This window comes from Leucobacter sp. MMO-125 (assembly GCF_037148395.1).
Classification (GTDB): domain Bacteria; phylum Actinomycetota; class Actinomycetes; order Actinomycetales; family Microbacteriaceae; genus Leucobacter.
Genome location: NZ_JBBCTL010000003.1, coordinates 196,920 through 212,248, shown reverse-complemented (window position 1 = coordinate 212,248; position 15,329 = coordinate 196,920). Strand labels below are relative to the sequence as shown.

Annotated in this window: 15 protein-coding genes; 12 read left to right on the top strand and 3 right to left on the bottom strand. The window is 66.8% G+C overall.

Going from position 1 to position 15,329, the window contains the following annotated elements:
- Positions 1 to 37: 37 nt before the first annotated feature.
- Positions 38 to 778, top strand: a complete 741-nt coding sequence (ppgK, locus tag WFI54_RS08655; RefSeq protein ID WP_336652673.1) for a polyphosphate--glucose phosphotransferase — start codon at positions 38 to 40, stop codon at positions 776 to 778.
- Between the two features lie 22 nt (positions 779 to 800).
- On the opposite strand, the gene WFI54_RS08650 is transcribed toward ppgK, so the two are convergent.
- A complete protein-coding gene (locus tag WFI54_RS08650) occupies positions 801 to 1,751 on the bottom strand; it encodes a tRNA uridine(34) hydroxylase (protein ID WP_336652390.1) in 951 nt (316 codons plus the stop codon).
- A gap of 104 nt (positions 1,752 to 1,855) precedes the next feature.
- Between WFI54_RS08650 and WFI54_RS08645 the strand changes: the two genes are divergently transcribed.
- Together WFI54_RS08645 and WFI54_RS08640 are read left to right on the top strand one after the other, a co-directional pair.
- Positions 1,856 to 3,244: a pyridoxal phosphate-dependent decarboxylase family protein gene (locus tag WFI54_RS08645; RefSeq protein ID WP_336652389.1), complete on the top strand. Its 1,389-nt coding sequence runs from the start codon at positions 1,856 to 1,858 to the stop codon at positions 3,242 to 3,244.
- A 96-nt stretch (positions 3,245 to 3,340) separates the two neighbouring features.
- Entirely contained in the window at positions 3,341 to 4,171 is an 831-nt protein-coding gene (locus WFI54_RS08640) for a MerR family transcriptional regulator (protein WP_336652388.1), read from the top strand.
- Positions 4,172 to 4,207: 36 nt separating this feature from the next.
- On the opposite strand, the gene WFI54_RS08635 is transcribed toward WFI54_RS08640, so the two are convergent.
- Positions 4,208 to 5,026 carry a FadR/GntR family transcriptional regulator gene (locus tag WFI54_RS08635; protein ID WP_336652387.1) on the bottom strand — a complete coding sequence of 273 codons (819 nt, stop codon included), beginning with the start codon at positions 5,024 to 5,026 and terminating at the stop codon, positions 4,208 to 4,210.
- Positions 5,027 to 5,227: 201 nt separating this feature from the next.
- On the opposite strand from WFI54_RS08635, the gene WFI54_RS08630 reads away from it, so the two are divergent.
- Entirely contained in the window at positions 5,228 to 5,785 is a 558-nt protein-coding gene (locus WFI54_RS08630) for a YbhB/YbcL family Raf kinase inhibitor-like protein (protein ID WP_336652386.1), read from the top strand.
- Positions 5,786 to 5,979: 194 nt separating this feature from the next.
- A complete protein-coding gene (locus tag WFI54_RS08625) occupies positions 5,980 to 7,089 on the top strand; it encodes an ABC transporter ATP-binding protein (protein ID WP_336652385.1) in 1,110 nt (369 codons plus the stop codon).
- A 35-nt stretch (positions 7,090 to 7,124) separates the two neighbouring features.
- On the opposite strand, the gene WFI54_RS08620 is transcribed toward WFI54_RS08625, so the two are convergent.
- Complete coding sequence (locus tag WFI54_RS08620; protein WP_336652384.1) at positions 7,125 to 7,628, bottom strand: Lrp/AsnC family transcriptional regulator; 504 nt, start codon at positions 7,626 to 7,628, stop codon at positions 7,125 to 7,127.
- 196 nt (positions 7,629 to 7,824) lie between these two features.
- On the opposite strand from WFI54_RS08620, the gene hisC reads away from it, so the two are divergent.
- The 7 genes from hisC to WFI54_RS08585 all read left to right on the top strand — a co-directional run bounded on the left by hisC (position 7,825) and on the right by WFI54_RS08585 (position 15,115).
- Positions 7,825 to 8,901 carry a histidinol-phosphate transaminase gene (gene hisC / locus WFI54_RS08615; protein ID WP_336652383.1) on the top strand — a complete coding sequence of 359 codons (1,077 nt, stop codon included), beginning with the start codon at positions 7,825 to 7,827 and terminating at the stop codon, positions 8,899 to 8,901.
- Between the two features lie 256 nt (positions 8,902 to 9,157).
- Complete coding sequence (locus WFI54_RS08610) at positions 9,158 to 10,162, top strand: ABC transporter substrate-binding protein (RefSeq protein WP_336652382.1); 1,005 nt, start codon at positions 9,158 to 9,160, stop codon at positions 10,160 to 10,162.
- A gap of 2 nt (positions 10,163 to 10,164) precedes the next feature.
- Positions 10,165 to 11,127, top strand: a complete 963-nt coding sequence (locus WFI54_RS08605; RefSeq protein WP_336652381.1) for an ABC transporter permease — start codon at positions 10,165 to 10,167, stop codon at positions 11,125 to 11,127.
- Positions 11,128 to 11,133: 6 nt separating this feature from the next.
- Complete coding sequence (locus WFI54_RS08600) at positions 11,134 to 11,925, top strand: ABC transporter ATP-binding protein (RefSeq protein WP_336652380.1); 792 nt, start codon at positions 11,134 to 11,136, stop codon at positions 11,923 to 11,925.
- Positions 11,926 to 12,163: 238 nt separating this feature from the next.
- Positions 12,164 to 13,186, top strand: a complete 1,023-nt coding sequence (locus WFI54_RS08595; RefSeq protein WP_336652379.1) for an ABC transporter substrate-binding protein — start codon at positions 12,164 to 12,166, stop codon at positions 13,184 to 13,186.
- A gap of 110 nt (positions 13,187 to 13,296) precedes the next feature.
- Positions 13,297 to 14,319, top strand: coding sequence for an ABC transporter permease (locus WFI54_RS08590; RefSeq protein ID WP_336652378.1), 1,023 nt, complete (start codon positions 13,297 to 13,299; stop codon positions 14,317 to 14,319).
- Positions 14,320 to 14,323: 4 nt separating this feature from the next.
- On the top strand, positions 14,324 to 15,115 hold the full coding sequence (locus WFI54_RS08585; protein WP_336652377.1) for an ABC transporter ATP-binding protein: 792 nt from the start codon (positions 14,324 to 14,326) through the stop codon (positions 15,113 to 15,115).
- Positions 15,116 to 15,329 lie beyond the last annotated feature (214 nt).

The following is a 15,329-nucleotide window of genomic DNA, read 5'->3' as shown; positions in this document are numbered from 1 at the left end:
CCCGCATCTGGGGCAGGCAAGCGGCGACCGGGAGGAGATGCGGGTGAGAACTGCGTTCGGATTAGACATCGGCGGAACGGGCATCAAGGGCGGGGTCGTCGATCTCGCGTCCGGGGATCTGGTGAGCGAGCGCGTGCGTCTCGACACGCCGCAGCCCGCGACGGTCGCGGCGGTGCTCGACACGGCTGCTGCCGTGGTGGCGCAGACCGGCTGGAGCGGCCCTGTCGGCTGCGCCTTCCCGGGCGTGGTCAAGGACGGGGTCGTCGGATCCGCGGCGAACATCGACGACGAGTGGCTGGGTGAGCACCTGGAGCAGCGCCTGGCTGAACGTCTGAACGCACCCGTGCGGTCGCTCAACGACGCCGATGCGGCAGGGCTCGCGGAGATGCGTCTGGGGGCCGGCGTCGGGCGCGACGGCGTGGTGATGATGCTGACGCTGGGAACCGGGATCGGGTCGGCGCTCTTCGTCGATGGCCGGTTGGTGCCCAACACCGAGCTCGGGCATCTCGAGGTCGACGGTGCGGTTGCCGAGTCACGCGCCTCGGCTGCGGCTCGCGAGCGGGAAGGCTTGAGCTACGAGGAGTGGGGGCTGCGGCTGCAGCGCTACTTCTCGCACGTCGAGCAGCTGTTCTCGCCCGACCTCTTCATCGTGGGGGGCGGGATCAGCCGGAAGGCCGATCGGTTCCTGCCGCTGATCTCGGTGCGGGCCGATCTGGTGCCGGCACGGCTGCGTCAGAACTCGGGGATCGTCGGCGCCGCACTGCACAGCATCGAATAGCGGATCGCGGCACCGCGCGGTGCTACCCGCGTGACGCGTGCGCCGCGCAGGTGGCTTCCGGGTGGGTGTCGCAGGCCACGAAGCGTGCACGGCAGCTCGCATCGGCGCAGTTCGCCAGCCTGTTGGAGGCTGCACCGCACACCTCGCAGCTTCCGAGCACCGCCGCCCCCGGAGCGAAATCGAGTGCTTCACGACCGTCGAACACGGCGAGCGACCCCTCCCACAGGCCGTCGTTGCCGAATGCTTCGCCGTAGCGCACGATGCCGCCGTCGATTTGGTAGACCTCTTCGAAGCCCCGTTCGCGCATCGCTGCTGAGAGGATCTCGCAGCGGATCCCGCCCGTGCAGTAGGTGACGACGGGGCGGTGCTTGAGGTCGTCGTAGGCGCCGCTGTCGATCTGGGTGATGAAGTCGTGCGTCGTATCGACGTCGGGCACCACGGCACCCTTGAAGCGCCCGATCTCGGCCTCCCAGGCGTTGCGGCCGTCGAAGAACACCACCTCGTCGCCTCGCTCGTCGACGAGTTCGTTCACCGCCTGCGGGGAGAGATGCGTGCCGCCGCCGATCACCCCGGAGGCATCGACGCGCAGTTCGTCGGGGATGCCGAATGCGACGAGCTCGTCGCGCACTTTGACGCTCAGTTTGGGGAAGTCAGTGATGCGACGCCACGGCGCCGGGCGCGTCTTGCCCGTGAGACTGGCGGCGTCGAACCGCAGTTCTGGGTCGTCGAAGCCGGTGCCCTCGCTCCATTTGGGTTCGAGATTTGCGAATGGCGCATACTCGCGGGTGCGCCTTAGGTAGCGCTTGCAGGCGTCGAGCTCGCCGCCCACGGTGCCGTTGATGCCGTGCGGAGAGATGATGATCCGCCCCCGCAGTCCCAGTGACTCGCAGAGTTCGCGCTGCCACAGCCGTACCGCCTCTGGGTCGGTGACGGGTGCGAAAACGTAGTACAGCAGAATCTTGGGCTCGCTCACCTGTCCATGCTACGTGCGCGCCATGATGCTGTGCGACACTGGCATCGGGGCAGCGCTCGCGGGCGCACGCGCCGAAGCGACCCACTTCTGAGAGGCAGAGAACCATGAACCAGCCCGACCACGCGCGCATGCACTCCGTCTCGGATGAGACCCGCGGCATTGTCGATCTGGTGCTCGACTATTCCAGACGCCGCATCCTCGCAACTGATACGCCGCTCGACCATGCTGTCTCCCCGAAGGAGCTGCGTCGACTGGCGGGCACCACCATCAGTGAGGAGGGCTTGGGAAGCCGCCGGGCGCTGTCGGTGTTCGAGCATATTCTCGCACCGGCATGCATCACGACCGATCACCCGCAGTATCTCTCGTTCATTCCTTCGGCCCCCTCGAAGGCTGCGATCGCCTTCGATCTGGTGGTCTCGGCGAGCGCGCTCTACGGCGGCTCGTGGATGGAGGGCGCGGGTGCGGTCTACGCCGAGAATGAGGTGCTGGGCTGGCTCGCCGCCGAGTTCGGGCTGCCGCAGGGTGCCGGCGGTGTTTTCGTGCAGGGCGGCACGATCGGCAACCTGTCTGCGCTGGTCGCGGCCCGCGACCATGCGCGCTCGAAGCGCGAAGCGGCCGGCTCGGCTGCGCGCCCCGAGAACGGTTGGGCGGTGGTGTGCAGCGCTGAGGCGCATTCCTCGATCAAGTCGGCTGCGCGGGTGATGGATGTTGACGTGGTGCCGGTGTCGGCTGATGCTGATGGGGTGCTGCGCGCGGAGGCGGTGCGCGAGGCGCTTGCGGAGCACGGTGACAGGGTCTTCGCGGTGGTCGCTACGGGAGGTTCGACGAATTTCGGCGTGGTTGATGACATTGCGGGGATCGCCGCGCTGAAAGACGACTTCGACTTCTGGCTGCACGTCGACGGTGCTTACGGGCTCACCGCGATGCTTTCGCCGCTCGGTCGCCCGCACTTCGCGGGCGTCGAACGCGCCGAGTCGGTGATCGTCGACCCGCACAAGTGGCTCTTCGCGCCCTACGACGTGTGTGCGCTGATCTACCGCGATCCCGAGACGGGCAGGCAGGCGCACACCCAGCACGCCGAATACCTTGACGTGCTCACCGAGCAGGCGCACTACGATCCCTCTGACTATTCGATCCAGCTCACTCGACGGCCTCGCGGCTTGCCGCTCTGGTTCTCGCTCGCCACCTATGGCGCGGCAGCCTACCGGGAGGCGGTCACGCACTCGATCGCGCTTGCTAGGCGGATCGCCGACGAGATCGAACGCCGCCCGGGTCTGCGCCTGGTGCGCCAGCCGCAGCTGTCGGTGGTGGTGTTCGAGCGCGATGGCTGGCAGCGCGCCGACTACGATCAGTGGTCGGATCGCCTGCTCGACGAGCAGAGAGCTTTTGTGGTGCCGAGTTCGCATGCGGGGCGCCCCAATACACGCTTCGCGATCGTGAACCCGCTGACCACCTTCGAGCAGCTCACTGAGATCCTCGACACGATGGCGTGACGCTCGCCGTAGCGAAGCGCTTGACCTTGACGTAGCGTCAAGATCTAGCGTGGGGAGTGAGCCGGGAGATACTCGGCCGAATCTCCGGAGGGCAGCGTGCAGTATTCGATCCAGCAGATCGCGCGAGCCGCGGGCACAACCTCGCGCACCCTGCGCCACTACGACAGCATCGGGCTTGTGCGTCCGAGCCGCATCGGCAGCAACGGCTACCGCTACTACGATGACCGCGCGCTCGTGCGCTTGCAGCGGGTGCTGCTGCTGCGCGAACTCGGGCTCGGGCTCGACGCCATCGGCGAGGTACTGCGGGCGCAGGACGCGCAGGCGCGCGGCGGGGAGCATCCCGCGACCGCAGAAGCGCGCGTGCTGCACACGCACCTCGATCTGCTGCTGCGGGAGCGGGGGCGGATCGACGCGCAGATCGGATCAGTTGAGCGCACGATAGCGGCGCTTACCCGAGCCTCCGATGCCGCTTCGGAGCAGACAGAGGGACAGGAGGATCTCATGTCAGAGAACATGTTCGACGGCTTCGATCACACTCGCTACCGTGAGGAAGTCGAGCAGCGCTGGGGAGCGGAGGCCTACGCGAGCAGCGACAGCTGGTGGCGTGGTCTCGGCGACGCGGGCCGGGCCGAGTGGCGTGGCGTCATGGAGCAGCTGGGCCGAGATTGGATTGCGGCCGCCGAGGGCGGGGCGGATCCCGCCGCGCCGACGGGCCAGGATCTGGCCCGCCGCCACGTCGAGTGGCTGCGGGGCATCCCGGGCACCCCGGCGCACCAGGCCGGAGGCGACCTCGCCAGCTACGTGCTCGGTCTTGCAGAGATGTATGTGGCCGATGAGCGGTTCGCCGCGAACTACGGTGGCGCGGCAGGCGCGAAATTCGTGCGCGATGCGCTGCGGGTCTACGTGGAGCACGAGCTCACCGTCTAGGCAGCTCCGCGCGTGAGCGCGTGCCGCCGCATTTGGTCAGACGGTGGTGGTGCTGGGCGCCGTGCGCGCCCCCTCTTCGACGCGTGCGTCTTCTGCGGCGCGCGCGTCGTTGATGCGTTGCTGCTGCTCGGGGGTGCGCGCCAGCGGCGGCACGACCTCGTGCTGGTCGTTGACGATCACCACGTCGTGGTCAACGTGGTCGACCATGGCGTGCACGGCGTCGATGAAGTCGCGGCGGCGGATCGCGTCGAGCACGCGCGCGTGGTCGCGTTCCATCTCGGCACCCGTGGCCACATTGGCGAGACGCCCGCGGTGCTCGGGGGTGCGCAGCTGATCATTGATGCCCGCGTAGAGCGAGGCGAGCAGGCGGTTCTTCGCCGAGTCGAAGACGAGGCGGTGGAACTTGCTGTCGAAGGCAGAGTTGTCTGATCCTGCGGCGAGGCCGAGTACGGGGCAGCGGGTGCAGCCCACTTCTTCGGCCGCCGCCTGCTCGAGTGCGGCGACGTCTTCATCGGTGCGGTGCAGTGCGGCCTGCTGCGCGGCCTCGATTTCGAGTGCGCGGCGATAGCTGAGGATTTCTTCGAGCGTGAAGTCGTTCAAGAACTCGTTCAGCAGGGTGCTCGTGGGTGCCGAGGAGCGCACGAAGGTGCCGCGGCCCGGCAGCGTTTCAAGCATGCCCATGCTGGCGAGTGAACGCACGGCTTCGCGCACTGTGGAGCGGCCGACGCCGGTCTGCTCAGAGAGCTCGGGCTCGATGGGGATGCGGCTGCCAACGGGCCACTCGCCTGTGGTGATCTTGCGCCGCAGGTAGGCGAGTGTGGCACGGGCTCGTTCAGAACCTGTGGTACTTGCCATGCCTCGCCTCGCCTCGCTTCGCCGCCGCGGATCCATCTGGTCCCGGCCCAGTATATCCGCGGGGGTGGGAGGGCTGTGCGGAGCGGTGGGTTCGGGCCTAGGCTGGGTGAGGATCCGATTCGGCCGATCGCAGTGCGGCGCACACGGCGCCGTGCTGGGCGCGTCGGGCACCCGAAGAAGCTACCGAGGAAGGCTCCAGCGATGACGCAGAAGAATCCGAGTCGAGGCGCGATCAACCCATACGCCGGCATGCGTGAGGTGCCCGGCTTCACGGTGACGAGCGCCGATATCCAGGACGGAGAACCGCTGCCGGCGGAATTGTACGCCGAGTCAGCGGGCGGATCGAACCGTTCGCCGCAGCTGAGCTGGTCGGGGTTCCCCGCTGAGACCCGCAGCTTTGCCGTGACCTGCTTCGACCCCGATGCGCCGACGGGGTCTGGGTTCTGGCACTGGGCGGTCGCGAACATCCCGGGGAGCGTCACGGAACTGCCGGCGGGTGCTGGCTCGGCAGGTAGCGCGCTGCTGCCTGCGGGGGCTCTCGCGATGCCCAACGAGTATCGGCAGCCGGTGTTCACCGGCGCGGCTCCGCCCGAGGGTACGGGCGTGCACCACTACTGGTTCGTGGTGCACGCGCTGAATGTCGAGCACATCGACCTCGACCCGCAGGCCACTCCCGCGGTCATGGGGTTCATGATGCGCGATGCGGTGATCGCGCGCGCCGTCATCGTGGCGTCGGGGGAGTACGGGCAGGCGGCCTGATCGCGGGGGAGGTGGTGCGGATCGCGATCCGCCCCCGCATTGATCGCGTGCCGAGACCCGGCCCGTGATCCGCCCCTCCTTGGCAATGCAGAATGGTTCTGCCACACTGGCAGCGTCGGCCGCCGCGCCGACGACTTCGATTTCACAACGGATCGTCCGGCACGTACCTGCCGGTGGAACGAGAGGAAACCTCAATGGCGAGAGTCGTGTACGACGACGTGACCCTGCAATACCCGGGAACTGAACGGCCCGCGGTGACGCATTTGAATCTGGACATCGAGGACGGCGAGTTTCTTGTGCTCGTGGGTCCGTCGGGCTGCGGCAAGTCGACGGCCCTGCGCATGCTCGCGGGTCTCGAAGAGGTCACCGAGGGGCGCATCCTCATCGATGAGCAGGATGTCACGCAGGTATCCCCGAAGGATCGCGATATCGCGATGGTGTTTCAGAACTATGCGCTGTACCCGCATATGTCGGTGGCGGAGAACATGGGCTTCGCTCTGAAGATTGCGGGCGTCTCCAAGGAGGAGCGGCGCAAGCAGGTCGAGGAGGTCGCCGAACAACTCGACCTGACCGAGTACCTCGATCGCAAACCGAAGGCGCTCTCGGGCGGCCAACGGCAGCGCGTTGCGATGGGCCGTGCGATCGTGCGCGCCCCGAAGGTGTTCCTAATGGACGAGCCGCTGTCGAACCTCGACGCGAAGCTGCGCGTACAGACCCGTTCGCGCATCGCGACGTTGCAGCGTCGGCTCGGCGTCACAACGGTGTACGTGACCCACGATCAGACTGAGGCGCTGACGATGGGGGATCGCATCGCGGTGATGAAGCTCGGTGTGCTGCAGCAGGTGGGGTCGCCGCGTGAACTGCTCGACCACCCGGTGAACACCTTTGTGGCGGGCTTCATCGGAAGCCCGGCGATGAACCTGTTCACGGTCGAGGTCGATGACCGCGGCCTGCTGCTCGGCAACGCCGTGCTGCCGGTGGCGGAGAGCGTGCGGGCAAAGATCAGCGGCGGCCGGGTGACCGTCGGTGTGCGCCCCGAAGATCTGGTGGTCGGCGGTGCTGGTGACCAGGGAATCCCGGTGAAGACGACCCTCATCGAGGAGCTGGGAGCTGACGGCTACCTGTTCGGAGACGCGGAGCTCGCGGGCGAGCGCGTGTCGCTGGTGGTGCGGGTGGATGGCCGCGACCACGCAGATCCCGGCGACCTTGTTACGGTCTCGCCGCAGCCCGACCGCGTGCACCTCTTCGATTTCGAGAGCGGCGAGCGCATCGGCACGCTGCACGAAACCCGCGAGCTGGTGTAGCGCTCGCTCGGCTCAGCGGAGCTCGGGTCGCCTGATCATCTCGCGCGAGCGGAATCGGCGGCCCGGGCCCCCTCGCCGGCGGCAGCTTCCACGAGGGGGAGTGTGCGCCCCTCGAAGTGGGTGCCGAGCGCGAGTCGTGAAGAGACCCTGACGACTCCTTCGGTGCGGGAGATGAGGTCGAGCACGCGCTGCAGATCCTGCGTCGAGCGCGAGACGATCGTGGCCATCATGTCGGCGTCTCCAGTGGCGGTGTGGAGTTCGAGGAGCTCGGGAATTTGGGTGAGGTTTTCGGCGACGCGCTGATGCCCCACGGACTGCCTGATCTGGAGTGAGCAGAAGCAGCGGATCGAGTAGCCGATCGCCACGGGATCGATGTGCGGGGCCATCGAAGAGATGACGCCCGTACGCCTGAGTCGATCGAGGCGTCCCTGGGCGGTGGCGCGGGCGATGCCGAGGCGTCTGGCGCACTCGACCACTGAGATGCCTGCTTCTTTGCTGATGAGGGTGATGAGTTTCACGTCGAGCTGATCGATGCTCACGGTGCTCCTTCGCGTCCGCTGGTGCCGTCGGGCGGCCATCGCCCCAACATATACATTCTGTACGATTCAAGCCCGGGAGCGCTATACGTTCTGAGCAGCTTGCTGCTGATTTTATGGACGGTTTGACGATCTTCGGCCCTGCTTCCTAGGGTGACGACATCGCAGTACACGCCCCCGTTTCGAAAGGTGAACGCCGATGACGTCGCACACAGCACCCCGCCTGGGATTCCGTCCCGGGCTTGAACAGATCGCCGCGTACCGTGCCGGGAAGCCGGCACCCGTCGGCCCGGACGGGCTGAGCGCGAAGCTCTCCTCGAATGAGAACCCGTACCCGCCGCTTGCCGAGGTCGTCGAGCACCTCGGGCGCATCATTGGCGATTCGGTGAGTCGCTACCCGAGCATCGCCGCCCCCGAGCTCACGGCGGCGCTCGCCGAGCGCTTCGCGGTGGAGCCGGAGCACATCGTTCTCGGGGCTGGCTCCGTAGAGGTCGCGGCGCAGCTCATCCACGCGATGACGGCGCCAGGCGACGAAGTGATGTTCGCCTGGCGATCCTTCGAGGCCTACCCGATCCTCACCCGCGTTGCAGGCGCTGTACCCGTCGAGGTGCCCCTCGACGCCGGTGCGCGGCATGATTTCCCCGCGATGGCCGCTGCGATCACCGACCGCACGCGACTCATCTTTGTGTGCAACCCGAACAACCCGACGGGCACCGTCGTCTCGGCCGATGAGCTCGACGCGTTCCTCGAAGCGGTGCCTGAGGACGTGCTCGTCGTCATTGACGAGGCATACGTGCACTTCGACGTCGCCCCTGATTCTCCGAACGGTGTCGAGGTGTTCCGCCGCCGGCCGAACGTCGCGGTGCTGCACACCTTCTCGAAGGCATACGGGCTCGCCGGGCTGCGGGTCGGGTATGCGATCGCCCCGACCGAGGTTGCCGAGGCGCTTCGCAAGGTGGCGATCCCGTTCGCCGTCACCAGGCTCGCGCAGGAGGCGGCGGTGTGCTCGCTCCGTGCTGAGGCGCAGCTCCAGGAGCGGATCGACGTGATGATCGCGGAGCGCGCGCGGCTCGCCGCAGGGCTGGTCGCTGCCGGGCACGCAGTGACCCCGTCGCAGGCGAATTTCGTTTGGCTGCCGGCCGGCGCTGCGAGTGCAGCGGTCGCCGAGCGTCTGAGTGCGCGTGGGATCTCTGCGCGCTGCTTCCCCGGGGAGGGGGTGCGGATCTCGATCGGAACGCCCGCGGAGAACGACGCGGTGGTCGAAGCGCTGAGCTGATGCATAGCTTTCGCAGATCGGCGGGACGGCCGATCCGCGGAGCAATATTGCACAGAATGTATAGCCAAACCCGGGTTGTCCTGGGCTAGTTGCTACATCTCGCCAGTTTTCTCATGGCAACTTTGCCGTATCGGCTCCTCGGAGCTAGCATCAACACCAATCGGACGACGCAGTCCTATCGCGTCGTGTGACCCCATCTTCCTCGGCGCAATCCCGCCCGAGGCACGCAATATGGAACTCGAGTGAGGACTCCACCATGGCATTCACCCGCAACCGCAAGGCACTTGCTCTGCTCGGTCTCGCCGCAACCGCGACGCTCGCGCTGAGCGCCTGCTCGTCCCCTGCCGGTGGCGAGGGCTCCGGCTCGGAGCAGACCACCGTCGGTATCAGCCAGTTCGTACAGGCCCCGCCCCTCGACGCCGCAGTCAAGGGATTCAAGGCAGCCCTCGCAGACGCGGGCTACACCGAGGGCGAGAACATCAAGTACATCGAGCAGAATGCGAACGGCGAAGTGCCTACCGCCACGACCATCGCCCAGACGCTCGCGAACGATAACCCCGACCTCGTGCTCGCCGTCGCCACCCCCTCGGCACAGGCCGCCATGCAGAACATCACCGAGGTGCCGGTGCTCTTCACCGCCGTCACCGACCCCGTCGCCGCCGACCTCGTCAAGTCGGACAAGAAGCCGGGCGGCAACGTCACCGGCACGAGCGACATGAACCCCGTCGCCGACCAGATCGACCTCATCACCGAGATCAACCCCGATGCGAAGACCGTCGGCGTCGTCTACAGCTCCGGCGAAGTGAACTCCGAGGTGCAGGTCGAGCTGGCGCGTAAGGCCGCCGAGGAGCGCGGCATGAAGCTCGTCGAGCAGACCGTCACGAACGCGAACGAGCTCAAGCAGGCCACTGAGGCACTGGGCGACGTCGACGCGATCTACACCCCCAGCGACAACCTCGTCATCGCCGGCCTCGGTTCGATCATCGGCGTTGCCGAGGATCGCGGCATCCTCGTCGTCGGCGCCGACTCCGAGCATGTGAAGGGCGGTGCCGTTGTCACCCTCGGCATCGACTACGAGAAGCTCGGCTACCAGACCGGCGAGATGGCAGTGCGCATCCTCAAGGAAGGCGCCGACCCCGCAACGATGGCTGTCGAAACCTCGAAGGATCTCGAGCTCACGGTGAACCTCGAAGCGGCAAAGCGTCTCGGCGTTGAGGTGCCGCAGGCTCTCGTTGAGCGCGCCTCGAACGTCATCGAGTAACGATGATCGGAGCAATCGAACTCGGGCTCCTCTACGGAGTCATGGCGCTCGGCGTCTACCTCACCTTCCGGGTGCTGAACTTCCCCGACCTGACCGTCGACGGGAGCTTCACCACCGGAGCTGCGGTTGCCGCGGCGCTCATCACCTCGGGCCAGAGCCCGGTCCTCGCCACCCTCGCGGGTGGCGCGGCCGGGCTCGTGGCCGGGGCCGTCACAGGTCTCCTCCACACGAAGGGCCGCATCGACGGACTCCTCGCCGGTATCCTCACGATGATCGCCCTCTGGTCGATCAACCTCCGCATCATGGGCAAAGCGAATGTGCCATTGCTGCGTGAAGACACCGTCATGACGCCGCTCCGCGACAGTGGCTGGATGGGCAAGACCTGGATCGCGGTGCTTGTCTTCGCCGTGGCCCTGTTCCTCCTCAAGCTCATCGTCGACTGGTTCCTGTCGACCGACCTCGGGCTGTCGATCCAGGCCACCGGCAACAACGAGCAGATGATCCGCAGCTTCGGTGTGAGCACCGACGGCACCAAGATCCTCACCCTCTCCCTCTCGAACGGTCTCGTTGCCCTTGCAGGCGCACTCGTCGCGCAGTATCAGGGCTTCGCCGACATCAGCATGGGCGTCGGCCTCATCCTCGTCGGCCTCGCATCGGTGATCCTCGGCCAGGCGGTGCTCGGACAGCGCAACCTGTTCATGGCGAGCCTCGCGGTGCTCATTGGCTCGGTGCTCTACCGACTCATCGTGTTCTTCGCACTGTCGGTCGGCCTCAACCCGAATGACATGCGCGCGGTCACCGCAGTGCTCGTCATCCTCGCGCTCCTGCTCCCGCGCTGGGGCTTCCTCAAGAAGCTCCCATCGTTCAAGGATCGCGGCAACCGCAGACCGGGATCGAAGGATCCAGCGCCCGATCTCGTCGCCTCGGCGACCACCGGCGTCACCGTTCCCGGCGCAGAAAGGTAGGCGCACATGCTGAACATCGATCGCATCTCGAAGACCTTCTTCGCGGGCACCATCAACGAACGCAAGGCGCTTGTCGAACTTAGCCTGACGCTCGACGAGGGAGACTTCGTCACCGTCATCGGTTCGAACGGCGCCGGCAAGTCGACCCTCCTTAACGCAATCTCGGGTCGATACACCGTCGACACCGGAACCATCGAGATCGACGGCCGCCGGGTCAACAAGCTCAAGGAGTACCAGCGCGCACGCTACGTGGGCCGCGTGTTCCAGGATCCGATGGCGGGCACCGCGCCCGACCTCACGATCGAGCAGAACCTGTCGCTCGCGCTGCAGCGCGGAAAGACCCGTGGCCTCGGCCTCGGGATCACGAAGGCCAGGCGCGAGCAGTTCGTCGAGGAGCTGCGCTCGCTCGAACTCGGCCTCGAGAACAGGCTCACCGCGAAGGTCGGCCTGCTCTCGGGTGGTCAGCGGCAGGCGCTGTCCCTGCTCATGTCGGGCTTCACGAAGCCGCGGATCCTGCTGCTCGATGAGCACACCGCGGCGCTCGATCCGCAGCGGGCAGCGCTCGTCACCGACCTCACCGAGCGCATCGTCGCCGAGGGCGGTCTGACAACCCTCATGGTGACGCACAACATGGAGCAGGCGCTGAAGCTCGGCAACCGCCTCATCATGATGCATGAGGGGCGCATCGTCTTCCAGGCCTCGGCCGAGGAGAAGCAGCGCCTCACCGTGCCGCTGCTGCTCGCTGAGTTCGCGAAGATCAAGGGCGCAAGCTTCGACGACAGAGCACTGCTCGCCTGAACCGGGGCGGGCCCCATGCCCGCCCCTCCCGCGGGGAGTCGCGATACGCCGCCTCTGGCAGAACGAGGCGGCGTATCGCGTCACCCCAACACAACGTGTGGATCACGAAACCGCGGCCGGTTTGCGCGAATAAGGTCGCCGCAGTCTACGATGCTTGAATCGGCGTTTACTCGCGCCGATCTCTCAGTTCGCCGAGGCACTGGCCTCGGCGGGTAGACCTGCGAAGGATCGATAACACATGCGTCAGACCTCGTTCCGCCGTGCGCTCGCCGCAGTCAGCCTCACCGCTGCTGCCGCGCTCACGCTCAGCGCCTGCTCAGGCTCCTCAGAAGCAACCGACAGCACCGATGCCTCCATCGAGAAGGTCTCGATCGGCATCAGCCAGCTCGTGCAGCACCCTGCACTCGACTCGGCCACCGAAGGCTTCAAGCAGGCCTTCATCGACGCCGGCTACGTCGAGGGTGAAACCGTCGAGTTCGATCTGCAGAACGCCAACGGCGAGCAGGCCACCGCCGTGTCGATCGCTCAGGGCTTCGCCTCCTCCGACACCGACCTCGTGCTCGCCGTCGCCACCCCGGCCGCGCAGGCAGCAGCGCAGGCCATCACCGACAAGCCCGTGCTCTTCACCGCTGTCACCGACGCGGTCTCCGCCGAGCTCGTCAACTCCAACGCGAAGCCGGGCGGCAACGTCACCGGCACCAGCGATGCCGTGCCCGAGGATGCCCTGCAGGCGCAGTTCGAGCTCATCAAGCAGCTCGTGCCCGACGCCACCACTGTGGGCATCGTCTACGCCTCGGGCGAGGTGAACTCCGAGGTGCAGGTTGCCGCAGCTGAGAAGGTTGCCGCCGGTCTCGACCTCGAGATCGTCACCAAGACGGTCACCACCGCCAACGACATCGCGCAGGCCACCGAGGCCCTCGGTGACGTCGACGCCATCTACGTGCCCACCGACAACCTTGTCGTGGGTGGCATCTCCTCGCTCGTGCAGGTCGCTGAAGAGAACCAGATCCCCGTGATCGGCGCCGAGGCTGGCACCGTCGAGGGCGGCGCGATCGCCACGCTCGGCATCGACTACACCGAGCTCGGCCGTCAGACCGGTGAGATGGCGATCCGCATCCTGCAGAAGGGTGAGAAGCCTGCCACCATGCCCGTCGAGTTCGCCACCGAGCTCGCCTACGTCGTCAACCCGGGCGCTGCGAAGCGCATGGGCGTCGAGATCCCGCAGGACATCCTCGACCAGGCTGAGACCGTCGGCGAGTAGCCGAGACCCGCAGATTCGCCGCCGGCTGAGCTCGACGGGGCCCGGATCCTCTCTCGGATCCCGCCCCGACGGCTCGGCCGGCGGCTCTGTACGACAGTAAGGAACATCGCATGATCGGCGCGCTCGAACTCGGACTCATCTACGGAGTCATGGCGCTTGGTGTGTACCTCACCTTCCGGGTGCTGAACTTCCCCGACCTCACCGTCGACGGCAGCTTCACCACTGGCGCAGCCGTCGCGGCGGCGCTGATCACGCTCGGACAGAACCCCGTGCTCGCGACGGCGGCCGGCGCCGGTGCCGGAGTGATCGCGGGCATCGTGACAGGCCTGCTGCACACGAAGGGCCGCATCGATGGCCTGCTGGCGGGCATTCTCACCATGATCGCGCTGTGGTCGATCAATCTGCGCATCATGGGCACGGCGAAAGAGGGCGCGACAGGTGCCGCCAACCTGCCGATGCTGCGCGCCGAGACGCTGTTCACTCCGCTGCGCGAGGGCGATCTGCTCGGCAGCTGGGGCGGCGTCGCAATCATCGCGGCCGGTGTGCTGGTGCTCAAGCTCGTGGTCGACTGGTTCCTGTCGACCAACCTCGGCCTCGCGATCCAGGCGACCGGCGACAATGGCCAGATGATCCGCAGCTTCGGTGTGAACACCGATCGCACCACGATCCTCACCCTCGCGATTTCGAACGGTCTTGTCGCGCTCTGCGGTGCGCTCGTGGCGCAGTACCAGGGCTTCGCAGACATCAGTATGGGTGTCGGTCTCATCCTCGTGGGTCTCGCCTCCGTGATTATCGGCCAGGCGATTTTCGGGCAACGCTTCATCTGGGTGGCAAGCCTCGCCGTAATCTTCGGTGCCGTGCTCTACCGCCTCATTATTTTCTTCGCACTGCGCGCCGGGCTCGACCCCAACGACATGAAGTTCATCACGGCCGCCCTGGTGGTGGTGGCGTTGCTGCTGCCGCGCTGGGGTTTCCTGCGCAAGCTACCGGCCCTGCGTCGCCGCGGGGCTTCGGTGGTGATCGAGACCGAAGCCGACAGGGCTGCGCAGGCTGCGGTGAGCGGGGCGGATCCCGCACCGGCGACCGCCGCGCCCGCCAACGGTGCATCCCCCTCAGAGACCAGCGGAAGGTAGTCGCATGCTCAAGATCGACACTATTGAGAAGACCTTCTTCGCGGGCACCGTCAATGAGCGGCGCGCGCTCGCCGGGCTCAGTCTGCACCTCGACGAGGGCGACTTCGTCACCGTGATCGGTTCGAACGGTGCCGGCAAATCGACGCTGCTTAACGCGATCTCCGGCCGCTACACCGTGGATAGTGGCAGCATCGAGATCGACGGTCGCCGCGTGAACAAGCTCAAGGAGCATCAGCGGGCCGCGTATGTGGGCCGCGTGTTCCAGGATCCGATGGCGGGCACCGCTCCTGATCTCACCATCGAGCAGAACCTCGCGCTCGCGGTGCGGCGCGGCAAACGGCGCGGCTTGGGTCTTGCGCTCACCCGCTCGCTGCGCGAACGTTTTCGCGAAGATCTGCGGTCGCTCGAACTCGGCCTTGAGAACCGGCTCACCGCGAAGGTCGGCCTGCTCTCGGGCGGTCAGCGGCAGGCGCTGTCACTGCTCATGGCCGGGTTCACGCATCCGAGCATCCTGCTGCTCGACGAGCACACGGCCGCGCTCGATCCGCAGCGGGCCGCGCTCGTGACCGAACTCACCGGGCGCATCGTGTCGCAGGGTGGGTTGACTACTTTGATGGTGACGCACAACATGGAGCAGGCGCTGAATCTCGGCAATCGCCTCATCATGATGCACGAGGGGCGGATCGTGTTCTCGGCCTCTGCAGAAGAGAAGCGCACGCTCACGGTGCCGCGCCTGCTCGAGGAGTTCGGCAAGATCAAGGGCGCCCAGCTCGACGACCGCGCGCTGCTCTCGTAGGGGCTCTCGCCCTGCCTCCGTTCCTCGCTTCCTCCCTGCTGTCGGTGGCGACGAGGTAACGCGTGTGGTCGTTATCCGGCGCGATAACGACCACACGCGTTACCTCGATGCAGGCGATTGGCGCGGATCGGGCGCGGAGGCGGGGACTGCTTGCGGGCATGGACGATACCCGTGTGCAGGGGCTTGAGCGGTGCCCGCGTGCGCTCCCGATTTT